Genomic DNA, 18,017 nt, shown 5'->3' on the forward strand with positions numbered 1-18,017 from the left:
TCCTGCGCGGCTGCCTCGCGCTGCTGCTGTTGCAGCGCCCACATCTGCGCATAGTGACCGCCCGCGCGCACCAGCTCCTGGTGCGTGCCGCGTTCGACGATCCGCCCGCGATCCATCACGATGATCTGCGCCGCATGCACGACGGTCGACAGTCGATGCGCGATCACCAGCGTGGTGCGATGCCGGGCGATCTGCTCCAGCTCCTGCTGGATCGCCCGCTCCGAGCGCGAATCGAGCGCCGAGGTGGCCTCGTCGAACACCAGGATCGGCGGATTCTTCAGGATGGTTCGCGCGATCGCGACACGCTGCTTCTCGCCGCCCGACAACTTCAGCCCGCGCTCGCCGACCGTGGTGTCGTAACCCATCGGCAGGCTCTCGACGAAGGCATGGATATGGGCCGCGCGCGCGGCCGCGATCACTTCCTCGCGGGTGGCGCTGGGCCGGCCGTAGGCGATGTTGTAGTGGATCGAGTCGTTGAACAGCACGGTGTCCTGCGGCACGATGCCGATCGCCGCGCGCAGCGAATCCTGGCTGACCTCACGCAGGTCCTGGCCGTCGATCAGGATCGCGCCGCGCCCGGCGCGATCGAGATCGTAGAAGCGGAACAGCAGGCGCGAGAGCGTCGACTTGCCCGACCCGCTGTGGCCGACCACGGCCGTGGTGGTGCCGGCCTCGATCGTGAAGCTCACGTCGTGCAGGATCTGCCGCGCCGGCTCGTAGGAGAAATCCACGTGCTCGAAGCGCACCTGCGCGCCGCGCACCGCCAGCGCCGGCGCGCCGGGCGCATCGGCCACTTCCTGCGGCGCCGACAGCAGCACGAACATGCGGTCCATGTCGGTCAGGCTCTGCTTGAGTTCGCGATAGACGATGCCCAGGAAGTTCAGCGGGATATAGAGCTGCAGCATGAAGGTGTTGATCAGCACCAGGTCGCCGAGCGTGAGCCGCCCCGCCAGCACACCCTGGGTGGCACGCCAGAGGATCAGCACGAGGCCCACGCCGATGATGGTCTGCTGTCCGAAATTGAGCAGCGACAGCGAGCGCTGCGAGCGGATCGCGGCCTGCCGGTAGCGCTGCAGGTTCTCGTCGTAGCGGCGCGCCTCCCAGTCCTCGTTGCCGAAGTACTTGACCGTCTCGTAGTTGATCAGCGAATCGATGGCGCGCGAATTGGCACGCGAGTCGAGCTCGTTCATGGTGCGCCGGAAATGCGTGCGCCACTCGGTGACCTTGATGGTGAACACCACGTAGCCGGCCAGCGCGCCGAGCGTGATCACCGCGTACCAGGCGTCGTACTTGACCACGAAGAAGCCCAGCACCAGCCCGACCTCGATCAGGGTCGGCAGGATGCTGTAGAGCGAGTAGGAGATCAGTTGCTGGATGCCGCGCGTGCCGCGCTCGATATCGCGCGACATGCCGCCGGTCTGCCGCTCGAGGTGGAAGCGCAGCGACAGCCCGTGCAGATGCCGGAACACCTGTAGCGCGAGCTGGCGCACCGCGCTCTCGGTGACCTTGGCGAACAGCATCTCGCGCAGCTCGGTGAACAGCGAGGTGGACAGCCGCACCAGCGCATAGGCCACCACCAGCAAGCCCAGCCCGCCCGCCAGCACCAGCGGCGCCGACTGCTCGGCGCGACCCAGCGCCTGCAGGTGCTGCACCGAGGAAAGCCCGTCGACGATCCGCTTCATCACGATCGGCACGCCGAGGTTGGCCAGCTTCGCGCCGATCAGGCAGGACAGCGCGAGCAGCACGCGGCCCTTGTAGGTGCTCAGGTAGGGCAGCAGCGAGCGGATCGTCTGCCAGTCGTTGCGGGGCCCGGAGACGGCCGGCGCGGGCTCGGAGGAAGCGGGGAAACGGCGCATTGGGGGGACGATGCACATGCCGTCGGCTCGGCGCCGGGCACGCACTTTCTCGTACAATTTCAGAATCCTGCATTGTCGCAGAAGCCGGTTCGCGCCGCTGTCCACCGGGCGCGGCGGCCCGGCCCGTCATCGGGCGCCCGCCAGGCGAGCGCCCCAGCCAGTGGAACCCCAGCCATGACCGATTCGTCGCCGCAACTCCCGCAACAGCAGCCCGCGCTGCGCGTGGTCCCGCAACCGTCCGATGCGAACGTGCACGGCGACGTGTTCGGCGGCTGGATCATGTCCCAGGTCGACATCGCCGGCTCGATCCCGGCCAGCCGGCGCGCCAACGGGCGGGTCGCCACCATCGCCGTCAATTCCTTCCTGTTCAAGCAGCCGGTGTTCGTCGGCGACCTGGTCAGCTTCTACGCGAACATCGTCAAGACCGGCAATACCTCGATCACGATCGGCGTCGAGGTCTATGCGCAGCGCATGGGCCTGGCCGGCGAGGTGGTCAAGGTGACCGAGGCGACGCTGACCTATGTCGCCACCGATTCGGAGCGCCGTCCGCGCGCCCTGCCGCCCGTCGCCTGAGGCTACTGCGCCGCGACGGGGCTACCGTCCCGGCCGCGGCGCTCAGGCGCCGGCCAGCCCGAATTCGCGCATCGCCGGCACGAAGTCGTGATTGAGCTTGGGCTTGCGCGACAGCTTGGCCAGCACGTATCGCTCGAAACCGCCGAGCGCCGCCCATTGCGCGGGCGACGGCACCGGCAGCGCGGCCAGTGCGCACTGCGCCGCGAGCGCGGCCGGCGGCGCCCCGAGCGACTGCCAGGCGGGCGCCGGCTCGGGCGCGAAGACCTCGGCCTCGCCGCAACCATGGGTGCGCAGCATCTCGGCCAGGGCCCGGCCGAAGCTCGGCTCGCCCGGCGACGGCTCGGGACTTTCCCTGTCGGCAGCCATGTCCGGATCGACCGGGACGTCGGCCGGAAAGCGCGCCAGCAGCTTGCGATCCTCGATCGGCAGCAACTGCCATTGATCGAGCGAGATCCGCAGCCCGCCACGATCCAGGTGGAAGCGCACGATCATCGGGATGTAGGTGAAATCCTCCGACGAATCGATTTCGAAGGCGAACAGCAAGGGGGCGTCGCTGAGGGACATGGCGCGTCTGGAGCAGGTGAGCGGGGGCGGGGGCCGGCGAAGATCGCCGCGATCCGGTATTGTAGAACCCGTCCGCGCGAGCCCGCTCGCCGGCCCCGCCGAACCCGCAGGAGCCCGCCTTGAATTCCTCCCCCATCGATACCCACGAACCGAGCGGCAGCGTCGAAGTCGCGATCTCGCGCCATCGCGGCGGCGAGATCTCCGCCACCGCCGACCAGGTCGGCCAGGAATGGCCGGTCGCGCTGGTGTTCAACGGCATCTCGCACGCGGTGATGATGTGCACGCCGCGCGACCTGGAGGCGTTCGCGGTCGGTTTCGCGATTTCGGAAGGGATCGTCACGCGCGGTGCCGATATCAAGGACATCGAGGTGGTGCTGCATACCGAGGCGGCGATCCCGCACGCGGAAGTGCATCTCGAGGTGGTGCAGCAAGCCTTCGCCGCCCTCAAGGACAGGCGCCGCGCGCTGGCCGGGCGCACCGGCTGCGGCGTATGCGGGATCGAGAGCATCGACCTGCTCGACCTGGCGCCCGAGCGAGTGCCTGTCACCGGTTTCCTCGAACGGCTCGCGCCCGATGCGCTGGCCCAGGCGGCGCGCGCGCTGCCCGCTCACCAGGCGCTGACGCGGCTCACCGGCGGCCTGCACGCCGCCGCCTGGTGCGACGCCAACGGCACGATCCAGGCCGCGTTCGAGGATGTCGGCCGCCACAACGCGCTGGACAAGCTGATCGGCGAGCTGGTGCTCCAGCGAGCCGACCTGACCGACGGCTTCGTGTTCCTGTCGAGCCGCGCGAGCTACGAACTGGTGCGCAAGGCGGCCCGGGTCGGCATTCCGCTGGTGGCGACGATCTCGGCGCCCTCCTCGCTGGCGATCGCGATCGCGAAGGAAGCGGGCCTGCGCCTGGTCAGCTTCTGCCGCGAATCGGGCTACGTCGACTACGGCACGGCCTGAGCGTCGCGCGATCGGGCGGCCGTGCGCGGCGCCGAGCCGGCACGACCACCGGGCCTGAAGGCCCGGCCGCGGCCTTGTTCAGTCGAACTGACGAAAGTCCGGCTTGCGCTTCTCGAAGAAGGCACTGATCGCCTCGCGCGCTTCCGGCGCGCGCAGCATCTCGCCAAAATGCTTCGCCTCCTCCTCCATGCGCGCGGCCACCTCGATATTGCTCCCGGTGCGCTTCATCAGCGCCTTGGTCACGCGCAGCGACGATGCCGGCAGGGCAGCCAGCTTCTGCGCCTGGGCGAGCGCGAAGGCATCGAGCTCGGCGGCCGGCAGCACGCGGTTGACGATGCCGATCCGATGCGCCTCCAGCGCGTCGAAGGCCTCGCCGAGCATCAGCTTCTCGGCCGCGACCTGGTGGCCCGTCAGGCGCGCCAGCAAGAGGCTCGACGCCGCCTCGGGGCACAGCCCGAGCTGGGTGAAGGGCAGCGACAGCTTGGCCGTGTCGGCCGCGTAGACCAGGTCGCAATGCAGCAGCATGGTCACGCCCACGCCCACCGCGATGCCCGGCACCGCCGCGACGATCGGCTTGGCCGCCGTGCTGATGCGGTTCAGGAACTGGAACACCGGCGCATCGGGCGTGTTCGGCGGGACCTTCATGAAGTCTTCCAGGTCGTTGCCGGCGCTGAAATTGCCCTCGCTGCCGCGGATCAGGATCGCGCGCACGGCGCTGTCCTCCTGGGCCGAGGCGAGCGCGTCGGCCATCGCCTGGTACATCGCCGCGGTGATCGCGTTCTTCTTGGCGGGGCGCGCGATCGTGATCGTCAGGACGCCGTTCGCGACGTCGGTCTGGATATCCATCTCACCGTCTCCTCAACTTCTGGCTCGATAAAAAAAGCGGTGCGCGAGCGAGCTGCCCGCGCACCGCCGTCATCGGGTGCGTGACCCGCCTACAGCCGTTCGATGATGCCGGCGGCGCCCATCCCGGTGCCGACGCACATCGTGACCATCCCGTACTTCAGGTTGCGGCGACGCAGCGCGTGCACCACGGTGGCCGCGCGGATCGCGCCGGTCGCGCCGAGCGGGTGGCCCAGCGCGATCGCGCCGCCCATCGGGTTGACCTTCGAGGGATCGAGGCCGAGATCGCGGATCACGGCCAGCGACTGCGCCGCGAAGGCCTCGTTCAGCTCGATCCAGTCGAGATCGTCCTGCTTGAGGCCGGCGGCCTTCAGCGCGGCGGGGATCGCTTCCTTCGGGCCGATGCCCATTATCTCGGGCGGCACGCCGCGCACCGCGAAGCTCACGAAGCGCGCCAGCGGCGTGAGGTTGAACTGCTTGAGCACCTTCTCCGAGACCACGATCAGCGCGCCGGCGCCGTCCGAGGTCTGCGAGCTGTTGCCGGCCGTCACCGAGCCCTTGTTGGCGAACACCGTGCGCAGCTTGGCCAGGCCTTCGGGCGAAGTGTCGGCGCGCGGGCCTTCGTCGAGCTTGAGCTCGCGCGTGCGGATCTCGACCTCGCCGGTGGCCAGGTTCGGGAAACGCTCGGTGATCGTGTAGGGCGAGATCTCGTCGTTGAATTCGCCGGCTTGCTGCGCGGCGAAGGCCTTGCGGTGCGATTCCACCGAGAACGCGTCCTGGTCCTCGCGACTCACCTTCCACTGCTCGGCCACGCGCTCGGCGGTCAGGCCCATGCCGTAGGCGATGCCGACGTCCTCGTTGCGGTCGAAGATATGCGGCGACAGCGAGGGCTTGTTGCCCATCATCGGCACCATGCTCATCGACTCGCAGCCGCCCGCGATCAGCGCGTCCGACTCGCCCACGCGAATGCGGTCCGCCGCCATCGCCAGCGCGGTGATGCCGGAGGCGCAGAAGCGGTTGACCGTGACGCCGCCGACCGTGTTCGGCAGGCCCGCCAGCAGCGCGCCCATGCGCGCCACGTTGAGGCCCTGCTCGGCCTCGGGGATCGCGCAGCCGATGATGGCGTCCTCGATCAGCTTGGTGTCGAGGCCCGGCACCTGCGAGACCGCCGACTTGATCGCGTGGACCAGCAGCTCGTCGGGCCGGGTGTTCTTGAACGCGCCGCGCGGCGCCTTGCCGATCGGCGTGCGGCTGGCGGCGACGATGTATGCGTCTTGCAACTGTTTGCTCATTTGTGGCTCCTGTCGGCCGGCGGCGGCGCGCTCGCGCCCGTGCCGGCCTCATGCAAGGTTGTTCGCGATCCGCTCAGTTGCGCACCGGCTTGCCGGTCTGCAACATGCCCATGATCCGCTCCTGCGTCTTCTGCGTGCCGAGCAGCTCGACGAAGGCGCGGCGCTCCAGCGCGAGCAGCCATTCCTCGTCGACCGTGCTGCCCGCCTCGACGTCGCCGCCGCAAACCGCTTCCGCGATGCGGCTGGCGATGCGGTAGTCGTGCTCGCTGATGAAGCGGCCGTCGCGCATGTTGACCAGTTGCGCCTTGATGGTCGAGATCGCCGAGCGGCCCGCCACCGGGATTTCCTTGGCCTTGAGCGGCGCGCGATAGCCGGTATCGGCCAGCGCCCGCGCTTCCTTCCTGGCCACGTCGAGCAGCTCGAAGACGTTGAACACGATGGTGTCCGAGGGCTTCACGTAGCCCATCGCGCGCGCATCGTGCGCCGAGGCGGATACCTTGGCCATCGCCGCGTTCTCGAAGGACTTGGTGACGAACTTGAGGATCTCGGTGGTCGCGCCCGCCGCCGTGGCGGCTTCCGCCGCGCGCAGCGCCGCTTCCTTGAGGCCGCCGCCGGCCGGCACCAGGCCCACGCCCACTTCCACCAGGCCGACGTAGCTCTCGACGTGCACCACGCGCTTGGCGCTATGCAGCATCAGCTCGCAGCCGCCGCCCAGCGCGATGCCCGAGACGGCCGCCACCACCGGCACGTTGGCGTACTTCACGCGCAGCATGCCTTCCTGGAATTTCTTGACGAACGGCTCGATGCCCTTGGCGCCGCCCATCATGAAGGCGGGCATGGCTTCCTCGAGGTTCGCGCCGGCCGAGAACGGGCCGCCCGGCGTGCCGAGCTTGAGCGAGGTCGGCTGCCAGATCACCACGCCCTTGTAGTCCTTCTCGGCCAGTTCGATGGCCTGCGCCAGGCCGTCGATCACGCCCGGGCCGATGGTGTTCATCTTCGACTTGAACGAGACGATCACCACGTCGTCCTCGCCCGCGCGCTCGTCCACCCAGGCGCGCACCGAATCGGTCTCGAACAGCGTCTTGCCCCAGGAGAGCGGATCGCGGCCGGCCTCGCCGAGCAGCGGCGCGCGGAACACCTGGCGCTCGTAGACGGGCAGCGAGGAACGCGGCACGTACTTGGCCGCCGACGGCGACCACGAACCTTCGGCGGTGTGCACGCCGCCCTTCTCGGCGACCGTGCCTTCCAGCACCCAGGCGGGCAGCGGCACCTTGGCGAGCGCCTTGCCCGCCGCGATGTCCTCCTGCACCCACTCGGCCACCTGCTTCCAGCCGGCGGCCTGCCAGCCCTCGAACGGGCCTTCGTTCCAGCCGAAGCCCCAGCGGATCGCCAGGTCGACGTCGCGTGCGTTGTCGGCGATCGACTCGAGGTGGAAGCCGATGTAGTGGAACACGTCGCGGAACACCGACCACAGGAACTGCGCGTGCGGATGCGAGGTCTCGCGCAGCAGCTTGAGGCGCTCGGCGGGCGGACGCTTGAGGATGCGCGCCACGGTCTCGTCGGCCTTCGCGCCGCCGTCGACGTAGCTGCCCGACTTCGGATCGAGCACCTTGATCGCCTTGCCTTCCTTCTTGTAGAAGCCGGCGCCGGTCTTCTGGCCGAGCGCGCCCTGCTTCACCAGCTCGGCGAGCACGGGCGGGGTTTCATAGACGGGGAAGAACGGATCGTCGGCGAGGTTGTCCTGCATCGTCTTGATCACGTGGGCCATGGTGTCGAGGCCCACCACGTCGGCGGTGCGGAAGGTCGCCGACTTGGCGCGGCCCAGCCGCACGCCGGTCAGGTCGTCCACTTCGTCGAAGCGCAGGCCGAACTTGGCGGCCTCGGTGATCACCGCGAGGATCGAGAAGATGCCGACGCGGTTGGCGATGAAGTTCGGGGTGTCCTTGGCGCGCACCACGCCCTTGCCGACCACGCTGGTCAGGAAGGTCTCGAGCTGGTCGAGGATCTCGGGCCGCGTGTGGGCGGTCGGGATCAGCTCGACGAGGTGCATGTAGCGCGGGGGATTGAAGAAGTGCACGCCGCTGAAGCGCGCCTTCAGCTCGTCGGAGAAGCCGTCCGAGAGCGCCGTGATCGACAGGCCCGAGGTGTTCGAGGCGAAGATCGCGTTCGGCCCGATGTGCGGCGCGACCTTCTTGTAGAGGTCGTGCTTCCAGTCCATGCGCTCGGCGATCGCCTCGATCACCAGGTCGCATTCGGCGAGCTTGGCGAGGTCGTCCTCGTAGTTCGCGGGTTCCAGGTACTTCGCGTCGTCCTTCACGCCGAACGGCGCCGGCGACAGCTTCTTGAGATTCTCGATGGCCTTCAGCGCGATGCCGTTCTTGGGGCCTTCCTTGGCCGGCAGATCGAACAGCAGCACCGGGACGCGCGCGTTGACGAGATGCGCGGCGATCTGCGCGCCCATCACGCCGGCGCCGAGCACGGCGACCTTGCGAATGATGAAATTGCTCACGGGACTCCTCCGGAAAGAACCGCGCGTCGCGCCCGGCAGGCGGGCTTCGGAACGCGCGGCGTGTGAGTGTGCTGGGGCGCCCGGGCCGCCGGCCCGGGCCTCGCGTCAGAACAGCGCTTCGTCGACTTCCATCAGCGTCTTCGAGCCGGCGCGCGCGGCGCGGATGGTGGCCGCCGTTTCCGGCAGCAGGCGCGCGAAGTAGAAGCGCGCGGTGGCCAGCTTCGACTTGTAGAACGGATCGCCCGAGCTTTCCTTGTCGAGCGCCAGGCGCGCCATGCGCGCCCAGAAGTAGGCGAACACCAGGTGGCCGGCGGTACGCAGGTAAGGCACGGCGGCGGCGCCCACCTCGTCCGGGTTCTGCATCGCCTTCATGCCGATTTCCATGGTCAGCTTCTGCAGCTTCTCGCCGATGTCGGCCAGCGGATTGACGAACTCGGCCATCTCCGGCTTCACGCCCTCGGCCTCGACGAACGCGGTGACGATCGCGCCGAACTTCTTGAGCTTGGCGCCCATGTCGCCGAGCACCTTGCGGCCCAGCAGGTCGAGCGACTGGATCGAGTTGGTGCCTTCGTAGATCATGTTGATCCGCGCGTCGCGCACGTACTGCTCCATGCCCCACTCGGAGATGAAGCCGTGGCCGCCGTAGATCTGCATCGCGTGGTTGGTGCACTCGAAGGCGTTGTCGGTCAGGAAGGCCTTGATGATCGGCGTGAGCAGGGCGACCAGGTCGGCCGACTCCTTGCGCACCGATTCGTCGCCGTGCGAGAGCTCCTTGTCGATCTGCAGCGCCGACCAGTAGGTGAAGGCGCGCGCGCCTTCGGCGTAGGCCTTCTGCGTGAGCAGCATGCGGCGCACGTCCGGATGCACGATGATCGGGTCGGCCGGCTTTTCCGGCGCCTTCGGGCCCGTCAGCGAGCGCATCTGCAGGCGCTCCTTCGCGTAGGTCAGCGAGTTCTGGTAGGCGACCTCGGTCAGCCCCAGGCCCTGCATGCCGACCCCGAGGCGCGCCGCGTTCATCATCACGAACATGGCGTTGAGGCCCTTGTTCGGCTCGCCGACCAGCCAGCCGGTGGCGTTGTCGAGGTTCATCACGCAGGTGGCGTTGCCGTGGATGCCCATCTTGTGCTCGATCGAGCCGCACTTGATGCCGTTGCGCTCGCCCGGTTCGCCCGAGGCGTCGGGGATGAACTTCGGCACGATGAACAGCGAGATGCCCTTGGTGCCTTGCGGCGCATCCGGCAGGCGCGCCAGCACGAGATGGACGATGTTCTTCGCCATGTCGTGTTCGCCGCTGGAGATGAAGATCTTGGTGCCGCTGATGGAATAGGCGCCGCCGGTGATCGGCTCGGCCTTGGTGCGCAGGATGCCGAGGTCGGTGCCGCAATGCGGCTCGGTCAGGCACATGGTGCCGGTCCATTCGCCCGACACGAGTTTCGGCAGGTACTGCTGCTGGAGTTCGGGTGCGCCGTGCGCGTGCAGGCATTCGTAGGCGCCGTGCGAGAGGCCGGGATACATGGTCCAGGCCTGGTTCGCCGAGTTCATCATCTCGTAGAGCGCGTTGTTCACGAAGGCGGGCAGCCCCTGGCCGCCGTAGTCGGGATCGCAGCCCAGCGCCGGCCAGCCGGCATCGATGTACTGCCGGTAGGCTTCCTTGAAGCCGGTCGGCGTCTTGACGACGCCGTCGCCCTCGTATTTGCAGCCTTCGCGGTCGCCCACCTGGTTGAGCGGGAACAGCACCTCGGCGCAGAACTTGCCGGCTTCCTCGAGCACCTGGTTGATGGTGTCGGCATCGAGGTCCGCGTGTTTCGGCATCTGCTTCAGTTCGGCTTCGACATTCAGCAACTCATGCAGCACGAATTGCATGTCGCGCAGCGGGGCAACGTACTGTCCCATGACTCTCTCCAAAGATAGGGCACTTGGCTCGAGCCTCGCGCGGGCGTCAGGGCACCGCTACCGGCTCTCGCTCTGATACGAAACGATCGTCTTTTCCAGCGCGGCCCACGTCAGACGCACGCCATCCGGCAGATGCAGGAAACGGGCGTCATGGTGCAGACCGAGCGTGAAGCTGTACAACTCGAAGAGCATCACGTCCGGATCGGTATCCGGGCGCAGATGGCCTTCGTCCTTCGCCTGCGAAATCGCGCGCAGCAGCGCCGCGCGCCAGGCCGTCACGCTCGCGATCAACTGCTCGCGCACCGGGCTGTCCGGCCGGTCGTCGTACTCGACGGCGCCGCTGATGTAGATGCATCCGGTGGTCACTTCCTGGATGCGCTTCTCGATCCAGCGGGCCAGCATCGCACGCAGGCGCGGCAGGCCGCGCGGCTCGCGCAGGCTCGGAAAGAACACCTCGCTCTCGAAGCGGCGGTGATACTCGCGAACCACCTCCACCTGCAGGTCCTCGCGCGAACCGAAATGCGCGAACACGCCGCTCTTGCTCATCTGCATGCGCTCGGCCAAGAGGCCGATCGTCAGACCTTCCAGCCCGTCCCGGCTGGCAAGGTCCAAAGCTGCTTCGAGTATCGCGGCACGCGTCTGTTCGCCTTTTCGCATAAGCTTGATGTCTAAACCGTTCACGGGTAATCCAGAAAATCGAACGGCCGTACTATTATTGAGTGCGGCCGTCGTTCGAACAAGGAAATTATTAGATACCGGTGTCTAACCGCCCCGCTATTGTTGTCAGGTTCGGGCGGAACCGGAAGCAGGGCTTGTCCGCCCCCTCGGATGCATGCCGGGCAGCCTGCGTTCGTTCGCAACGAACGGGCCCGGCGGCGGCCTTTCATCGGCCTGTCATGATCGCGCGTGCGGCCGGCCGTCAGTCGTAGCCGCCCACCGTCAGCAGCTTCATCGCGCCGCGGTAGACCGTGTAGGCCAGCCAATTCAGCAGGCGCTCCATCGGCGGGCGGGCCGCGAAACGGGCCGGATCGATCTCCCTGCCGTCGGCGAAGGCCGCGTCGATCGCCTCGCGCAGCGCCTGGATCTCGGCGTCGTGCTTGACCAGCACCACGTTCGCCTCGTTGTTGAGCATCAGGCTCAGCGCGTCGAGGTTGGACGAGCCGACCGTCGCCCAGTTGTCGTCGACCACCGCCACCTTGCCGTGCAAGATGGTGCGATCGTACTCGGCGACGCGGACCCCCGCCCTCAGCAGGGCATGATAAAGGAATGGCACGGCGGTATCGAGTGCCACGAATTCCTTGCGACCGATCAGTACCCTCACCTCGATGCCGCGCCTTGCCGCATTGGTCAGCGCCCGGCGCAGCTTGCGGCCCGGCATGAAATACGGATTGGCCAGCACCACCGCCTGGCGCGCGCGGCCGATCGCGGCCAGGTAGGCCTTCTCGATCGCGCGGCGGTTCAGCACGTTGTCGCGCGCCACGAAGGCCACGCTCGGCTCGCTGATGTTGCGCAGCGCGCCGGCCTTGATCCAGCGATGGCTGCGCATCCAGCGCCGGAAGCGCGCCGCGAAGGCCTCGCTGGTCACCACCGGCGGCGCGTATTGCGCATAGCGCTTGTGGCCGGTGCGCACGCGGTACCACTGCACCTCGAAGGCGGCGCGGATGTCGGCCACCGCCGGGCCGGCCAGCTCGACGGCGAAGTCCCAGCGCGGATACGGCAGCGTCTCGCCGTTCTGGTCGTAGTCGTCCACGATGTTGATGCCGCCGCAGAACGCGTGGGAATCGTCGACGCAGGCCAGCTTGCGATGCGTGCGCGAGAAGCCGAAGCGGCCGAACAGGTAGCGGTTGTAGATGCGGTGCTCAATGCCGGCCTCGCCCCAGGTCTCGAACAGCGGCAGGCGCGCCGTGCCGATGCCGTCGGTGATCACGCGCACGTGCACGCCGCGGGCGGCGGCACGCAGCAGCGCGTCCGATACCAGGCGGCCGGCAGGGTCGTCGCAGAAGATGTAGGTTTCCAGCAGCACCGATTGCGAGGCGCTGTCGATGCGGCGCACCAGGGCCGGGAAAAATTCGGCGCCGCCGTCGCAGAGCGTGACGGTATTGCCCGAGGAAAACGCCAGCCGCGACGAGGACCCGCGTTCCTGCAGGAACAGGTCCCGCAGCTGGGTCAGTCGCAGCCGGCCGCCCCCGCTCATGTCCCGCGTGCCGCCAGACGCGCGGGCAGTTGCAGGATCGCCTCGCTGTTGGAGGGCGAATAGCAGCGCGCGGCGGCCTCGCGATAGGGCAGCCAGACGTAATCGGTATGCTCGCGCGGCGAGAGCGTCACGGCGATGCCGGCCGGCACCTCGAGGCTGAACCAATGCTCGGTGTTGCGCGTGACGCCCGGCGCATAGCGATGCCGGTATTGCGGGTAGATGCTGTATTCGATCTGGTGGCGCCAGTCGTGGAGCGCACCCGGCGGCAAGCCCTCGCCGCCCACCACGATGCCCGTCTCCTCGCCCACCTCGCGCACGGCCGTGGCGGCCAGCGGCTCGTCGAGCCAGTCCTTGGCGCCGGTCACGGACTGCCAGAAACCCGGCAGGTCGGCGCGCTTGATGATCAGCACGTCGAGCGCGGCGGTGTGGATCACGACCAGGACGGATTCGGGGATTTTCGGTGGCTTCGTCATGTCTTGCGGTTCGGCGGCCGGGGCTCGGCGAGCCTGCCGGCCGGCAGCTTCGGAACCGGCAGACTGTACCGCAAAACGAAGGCCGACGCGTATCGGGACGGGGCCCGCGGCAATCCGCCGGAACCGCCCGGCACCGCCGACGAGACGCCGACCTCAGGCGCGCGGCAGCAGGATCAGCAGCATGGACAGCGTGGCGATCGAGGCCACCGTCGAGAACAGGATGGTGCGCGACGTCACCTGCGGCTCGCGGCGATAGAACTCGGCGAGCATGAAGGGCCCGGTGCCGGTCGGCAGCGCGGCCAGCACCACGGCCATCGCGACCAGCACCGGCGGCAGGCCGAACACGCGCGCCGACAGCCACCAGGTCAGCGCCGGCTGCACCACCAGCTTGATCGCGGTGAGCAGCAGCGCATCGGGCAGCACGCCGTGCGCGGGCCGCTTCTCGGCCAGGAACAGGCCGAGGCTGACCAGCGCGCAGGGGCTGGCGGCGCCGCCGAGTAGCTTGAGGAAGGTCTCGACGCTGGCCGGCGGCGCGACATGCGCGGCCGATACCAGCGCGCCGACGATCGGCGAGACGATCAGCGGATTGCGGCCCAGCGAGGCCAGTACCTTCAGCGCCAGCCGGTGCGGCGCGCGCTCGCTCTGCAGGCCGATCTCGATCAGCACGATCGCGAAGCCGAACAGCACGCAGGCCACGATGATGGTGACGATGGTGGTCGGCATCAGCCCGGGCGGGCCGAACACCAGCAGGGCCAGGGGAAAGCCGATGTAGCCGGTGTTCGGGTAGGCGGCCGCGATCGCGTCGACGCTGGCGTCGGCGAGCGGCCGGCCGCGCGCGAGGCGCAGCGCCAGCACCGCGCCGAACACGGCGGCGCAGGCGATCGAGAAGGCGGCGATGAAGCGCGGCTGGTCGAGCTGCGCCCAGGTGGCATGCGCCATCACGTCGAACAGCAGCGCCGGCAGCGCCAGCCAGACCACGAAGCGGTTCAGCTCCGAGGCGGCGCTGGGGCCCAGCAAGCCGCGCCGGCGGCAAAGGAAACCGGCCAGGATCAGCGCGAAGATCGGCAGCAGGATGGGCAGCGTGGCGGACACGGCGAGACTCGGCAAGGCAGGAGGGACGAAAAAGCGCCGGCGGCGTGACGGCCGGGCAGGAAAACCGACGAGCCTAACCCGCCCGCTTGATACAATCCAATGCGATTTTTAGTGTCTTCTCATACCTTTTCTGCATCGTGCTCGATATCAAGCCGCTCCGCTATTTCGTCGCGCTGGCCGAAACGGGTCATTTCGGCCGCGCCGCGACGCGCCTGAACCTGTCGCAGCCGCCGCTGTCGCGCCAGATCGCGGCGCTGGAGGCCTCGCTGGGCGTGACCCTGGTCGAGCGCGGCCCGCGCGGCGTGACGCTGACGCCGGCCGGCGAGCGCTTTCGCGACGACGCGAAGGCGATCCTGGCCGCCGTCGAGCGCGCCGCCCACCACGCGCGCGCGGCCGCCTCGGGCGCGGCCGGCAAGCTGACGGTGGGCTTCACGATGTGCGCCGCCTACAGCGTGGTGCCGCGTTACGCGCGCGAGTTCGGCGCCGCCTGGCCGGAGGTCGCGCTGCACCTGCGCGAGACGGTCTCGAACGATCTCGCCGAGCAGGTGCTGAACGGCCATATCGACGCGGCGATCCTGTTCCCCGGGCCGCCGCACGAGGGGCTGGAGCAGCGCATCGTGGTCACCGAGCCGCTGTGCGTGGCGCTCTCGCGCGAGCATCCGCGCGCACGGGCCCGCCGGCTGCGGATCGCCGAACTGGCCGGCGAGCCCTTCGTGATGGCGGTCGAATCGGTCGCGCCGACCTTGCGCGCGGCCATCGTCGGCCACTGCCGCCAGGGCGGCTTCGAGCCGAACATCCGACTCGAGGTGCAGCTGCAGCAGACCGTGCTCGGGCTGGTCGACGAAGGTGTCGGCGTCGCGCTGGTGCCCGAATCGATGCGCCGCGCGCAATGGGCCGACGTGGTGTTCCGCCCGCTGGTCGAAGCGCCGACCATCGAGCAGGCGCTGGTCTGGTCGCCGGCGAATCGCAACCCCTGCCTGGCGCGCTTCCTGGCGATCGCCTGAAGCGTACCGAAGCGCGGCGCCTGCCCTCGCTGTGCCCCTGTGCCCGATCGATGGACGATAAAAAACCCTGCCGGCGTTGCCGCCGGCAGGGTTTTTTTCATGCGTAGCCTGGCGAGAAACCTCAGGCCTTCGGCGCTTCCGGCTGGCGCAGGCGGATATGCAGTTCCTTGAGCTGGCGCTCGTCGACCGGGCTCGGGGCCTGCGTGAGCAGATCCTGCGCGCGCTGGGTCTTCGGGAACGCGATCACGTCGCGGATCGAATCGGCGCCGGCCATCATCGTGACGATGCGGTCCAGGCCGAAGGCGATGCCGCCGTGCGGGGGCGCGCCGTATTGCAGCGCGTCGAGCAGGAAGCCGAACTTCGCCTGCGCTTCCTCCGGCCCGATCTTCAGCGCGCGGAACACCTTGCTCTGCACGTCTTCCTGGAAGATCCGCACCGAACCGCCGCCGATTTCCCAGCCGTTCAGCACCATGTCATAGGCCTTGGCCAGGCAACGGCCCGGGTCGGTCTCGAGGTACTCGAGGTGCTCGTCCTTCGGGCTCGTGAACGGGTGGTGCGCGGCCACGTAGCGGACCTCGTCCTCGTCGTACTCGAACATCGGGAAGTCGATCACCCACAGCGGCTTCCAGCCCGACTCGACCAGGCCGTTGGCCTTGCCGAATTCCGAGTGGCCGATCTTCAGGCGCAGCGCGCCGAGGCTGTCGTTGACCACCTTCGCGCGATCCGCCGCGAAGAAGATGATGTCGCCGTCCTGGGCGCCGGTGCGCTCCAGGATCGCCGCGATCGAGGCGTCGTGCAGGTTCTTGACGATCGGGCTCTGCAGGCCGTCGCGGCCCTTCGCCTTCTCGTTGACCTTGATCCAGGCCAGGCCCTTGGCGCCGTAGATACGCACGAATTCGGTGTAGCCGTCGATATCGCCGCGCGTGAGCTCGCTGCCCTTGGGCACGCGCAGCGCCGCGACACGGCCGTCCTTCGAGTTGGCCGGCGTGCTGAACACCTTGAACTCGACGTCCTTCATGGCATCGGTCAGCTCGGTGAATTCGAGCTTGACGCGCAGGTCCGGCTTGTCCGAACCGAAACGCGCCATCGCTTCCGAATACGGCATCACCGGGAAGCTCGCGTCGAGCTCGACGCCGATCGTCTTCTTGAAGACGTGGCGGATCATTTCCTCGAACAGGTCGCGAATCTCCTGTTCGCCGAGGAAGGAGGTCTCGCAGTCGATCTGGGTGAATTCGGGCTGGCGATCGGCGCGCAGGTCCTCGTCGCGGAAGCACTTGGTGATCTGGTAGTAGCGATCGAAGTTCGCCACCATCAGCAACTGCTTGAACAACTGCGGCGACTGCGGCAGCGCGAAGAACTGGCCCGCGTTGACGCGCGAGGGCACCAGGTAGTCGCGCGCGCCTTCCGGCGTGCTCTTGGTGAGCATCGGCGTCTCGATGTCGATGAAGCCCTGCTCGTCGAGGTACTTACGCACCTCGATCGCCACGCGGTAGCGCAGGCGCAGGTTGTTCTGCATGTGCGGGCGGCGCAGGTCGAGCACGCGATGCGTGAGGCGCGTGGTTTCGGAGAGGTTGTCGTCGTCGAGCTGGAACGGCGGCGTGACCGACGGGTTCAGCACCGTCAACTCGTGGCACAGCACCTCGATCTTGCCGCTCTTGAGGCCCGCGTTGATCGTGCCGTCCGGACGGCCGCGCACCAGGCCCTTGACCTGGATGCAGAACTCGTTGCGCACGCCTTCGGCGGTCGCGAACATCTCGGCGCGATCCGGATCGCACACCACCTGCACGAGGCCTTCACGATCGCGCAGGTCGATGAAGATCACACCGCCGTGATCGCGGCGGCGATGCACCCAGCCGCACAGCGACACGGTTTGGCCCAGCAGGTGTTCGGTCACGAGACCGCAGTATTCAGTTCGCATCGACATGATGTTTGCTTTCGTTCGGTTTTTGATCAACGGGGCGCGGCTGGCGCCCGGAAATTACAGCGGCGGCTCGACGGGCGGCCGCGCCGGTGCGGGCACGGGCACCGAGGGCGCGACCACGCCCATCGAGACGATGTACTTCAGCGCGGCGTCGACCGACATGTCGAGCTCGACCACCTCGCTTTTCGGCACCATCAGGAAGAAACCCGAGGTGGGATTCGGCGTGGTCGGCACGTAGACGCTCACGTACTCTTCCTTCAGGTGGTTGACCACGTCGCCGCCCGGCACGCCGGTCAGAAACGCGATCGTATAGGACCCGCGGCGCGGGTACTCGATCAGCAGCGCCTTGCGAAAGGCGTTGCCGCTGCTCGACAGCAGCGTGTCCGAGACCTGCTTGACGCTGGTGTAGATCGGCCCGACCACCGGGATGTGCCGCACCACCGCATTCCACCACGTGACCAGCTTCTGGCCGATGAAATTCTGCGTGGCCAGCCCGACGATGAAGATGAAGGCCAGCGTCAGGACCGCGCCGATGCCGGGCAGGTGGAAGCCCAGCAGCCGCTCGGGCTGCCAGGATTCGGGCAGCAGCAGCAAGGTCTGGTCCATGATGCCGATCACCGAGCCGAGCACCCACAGCGTGATCGCCAGCGGAACGAGGACCAGCAGGCCGGTCAGGAATACCGTTTTGAGGGTCGTCTTCTTCATCATCTGCCGTCAGGTAAGCACGCCGGAGCTCGGCACGCACAAGCCGCCGCCCGGACCGGGCGCCGGACGAGTCAGGTATCGCTGGCGGCGGCCGGCGCCGCCGGAGCCGCTGCCGCGGGTGCCGCTGCCGGCGCGGCGGCGGGCTTGG

General features: G+C 68.2%; 15 protein-coding genes. 3 read left to right on the top strand and 12 right to left on the bottom strand.

Annotated features, from left to right (window positions below; genetic code table 11):
- The coding region (locus tag F3J10_RS27210; protein ID WP_167243420.1) for an ABC transporter ATP-binding protein/permease at nucleotides 1-1,856 on the bottom strand (1,856 nt) is incomplete at its 3' end.
- A 174-nt stretch (nucleotides 1,857-2,030) separates the two neighbouring features.
- Between F3J10_RS27210 and F3J10_RS27215 the strand changes: the two genes are divergently transcribed.
- The gene (locus F3J10_RS27215; protein WP_013699344.1) at nucleotides 2,031-2,429 is read left to right on the top strand and encodes an acyl-CoA thioesterase; all 399 of its coding nucleotides are present in this window, start codon (nucleotides 2,031-2,033) and stop codon (nucleotides 2,427-2,429) included.
- 42 nt (nucleotides 2,430-2,471) lie between these two features.
- Here the strand turns inward: F3J10_RS27215 and F3J10_RS27220 are convergent, their stop codons facing one another.
- Complete coding sequence (locus F3J10_RS27220) at nucleotides 2,472-2,993, bottom strand: nitrate reductase associated protein (RefSeq protein ID WP_167243416.1); 522 nt, start codon at nucleotides 2,991-2,993, stop codon at nucleotides 2,472-2,474.
- 119 nt (nucleotides 2,994-3,112) lie between these two features.
- Between F3J10_RS27220 and fdhD the strand changes: the two genes are divergently transcribed.
- The gene (gene fdhD / locus F3J10_RS27225; RefSeq protein ID WP_167243417.1) at nucleotides 3,113-3,943 is read left to right on the top strand and encodes a formate dehydrogenase accessory sulfurtransferase FdhD; all 831 of its coding nucleotides are present in this window, start codon (nucleotides 3,113-3,115) and stop codon (nucleotides 3,941-3,943) included.
- 78 nt (nucleotides 3,944-4,021) lie between these two features.
- Here fdhD and F3J10_RS27230 read toward each other — a convergent pair whose 3' ends face one another.
- The 8 genes from F3J10_RS27230 to F3J10_RS27265 form a co-directional block, all read right to left on the bottom strand.
- Nucleotides 4,022-4,789, bottom strand: coding sequence for an enoyl-CoA hydratase (locus F3J10_RS27230; protein ID WP_036036121.1), 768 nt, complete (start codon nucleotides 4,787-4,789; stop codon nucleotides 4,022-4,024).
- Between the two features lie 89 nt (nucleotides 4,790-4,878).
- Nucleotides 4,879-6,078: an acetyl-CoA C-acyltransferase gene (locus F3J10_RS27235; protein ID WP_025096878.1), complete on the bottom strand. Its 1,200-nt coding sequence runs from the start codon at nucleotides 6,076-6,078 to the stop codon at nucleotides 4,879-4,881.
- Nucleotides 6,079-6,151: 73 nt separating this feature from the next.
- A complete protein-coding gene (locus F3J10_RS27240) occupies nucleotides 6,152-8,587 on the bottom strand; it encodes a 3-hydroxyacyl-CoA dehydrogenase/enoyl-CoA hydratase family protein (RefSeq protein WP_167243418.1) in 2,436 nt (811 codons plus the stop codon).
- A 105-nt stretch (nucleotides 8,588-8,692) separates the two neighbouring features.
- Nucleotides 8,693-10,480, bottom strand: a complete 1,788-nt coding sequence (locus tag F3J10_RS27245) for an acyl-CoA dehydrogenase C-terminal domain-containing protein (protein WP_166915074.1) — start codon at nucleotides 10,478-10,480, stop codon at nucleotides 8,693-8,695.
- 57 nt (nucleotides 10,481-10,537) lie between these two features.
- Nucleotides 10,538-11,137, bottom strand: a complete 600-nt coding sequence (locus F3J10_RS27250; RefSeq protein ID WP_013699351.1) for a TetR/AcrR family transcriptional regulator — start codon at nucleotides 11,135-11,137, stop codon at nucleotides 10,538-10,540.
- A gap of 262 nt (nucleotides 11,138-11,399) precedes the next feature.
- Nucleotides 11,400-12,674, bottom strand: a complete 1,275-nt coding sequence (gene clsB, locus F3J10_RS27255) for a cardiolipin synthase ClsB (protein ID WP_166915075.1) — start codon at nucleotides 12,672-12,674, stop codon at nucleotides 11,400-11,402.
- The gene (gene nudB / locus F3J10_RS27260) at nucleotides 12,671-13,147 is read right to left on the bottom strand and encodes a dihydroneopterin triphosphate diphosphatase (RefSeq protein WP_167233544.1); all 477 of its coding nucleotides are present in this window, start codon (nucleotides 13,145-13,147) and stop codon (nucleotides 12,671-12,673) included. The genes clsB and nudB overlap by 4 nt, the downstream gene beginning before the upstream one ends.
- A 153-nt stretch (nucleotides 13,148-13,300) precedes the next feature.
- Nucleotides 13,301-14,239 carry an AEC family transporter gene (locus F3J10_RS27265; RefSeq protein WP_017919283.1) on the bottom strand — a complete coding sequence of 313 codons (939 nt, stop codon included), beginning with the start codon at nucleotides 14,237-14,239 and terminating at the stop codon, nucleotides 13,301-13,303.
- Between the two features lie 137 nt (nucleotides 14,240-14,376).
- Here F3J10_RS27265 and F3J10_RS27270 point away from each other — a divergent pair, with 137 nt between their 5' ends.
- A complete protein-coding gene (locus F3J10_RS27270; protein ID WP_167243419.1) occupies nucleotides 14,377-15,243 on the top strand; it encodes a LysR family transcriptional regulator in 867 nt (288 codons plus the stop codon).
- A gap of 121 nt (nucleotides 15,244-15,364) precedes the next feature.
- On the opposite strand, the gene aspS is transcribed toward F3J10_RS27270, so the two are convergent.
- The gene (aspS, locus tag F3J10_RS27275) at nucleotides 15,365-17,167 is read right to left on the bottom strand and encodes an aspartate--tRNA ligase (RefSeq protein WP_013699356.1); all 1,803 of its coding nucleotides are present in this window, start codon (nucleotides 17,165-17,167) and stop codon (nucleotides 15,365-15,367) included.
- A 54-nt stretch (nucleotides 17,168-17,221) separates the two neighbouring features.
- A complete protein-coding gene (locus F3J10_RS27280; RefSeq protein ID WP_017919281.1) occupies nucleotides 17,222-17,872 on the bottom strand; it encodes a DUF502 domain-containing protein in 651 nt (216 codons plus the stop codon).
- Nucleotides 17,873-18,017 lie beyond the last annotated feature (145 nt).

The organism is Burkholderia sp. Cy-637 (genome assembly GCF_011753175.1).
GTDB lineage: Bacteria > Pseudomonadota > Gammaproteobacteria > Burkholderiales > Burkholderiaceae > Burkholderia > Burkholderia gladioli.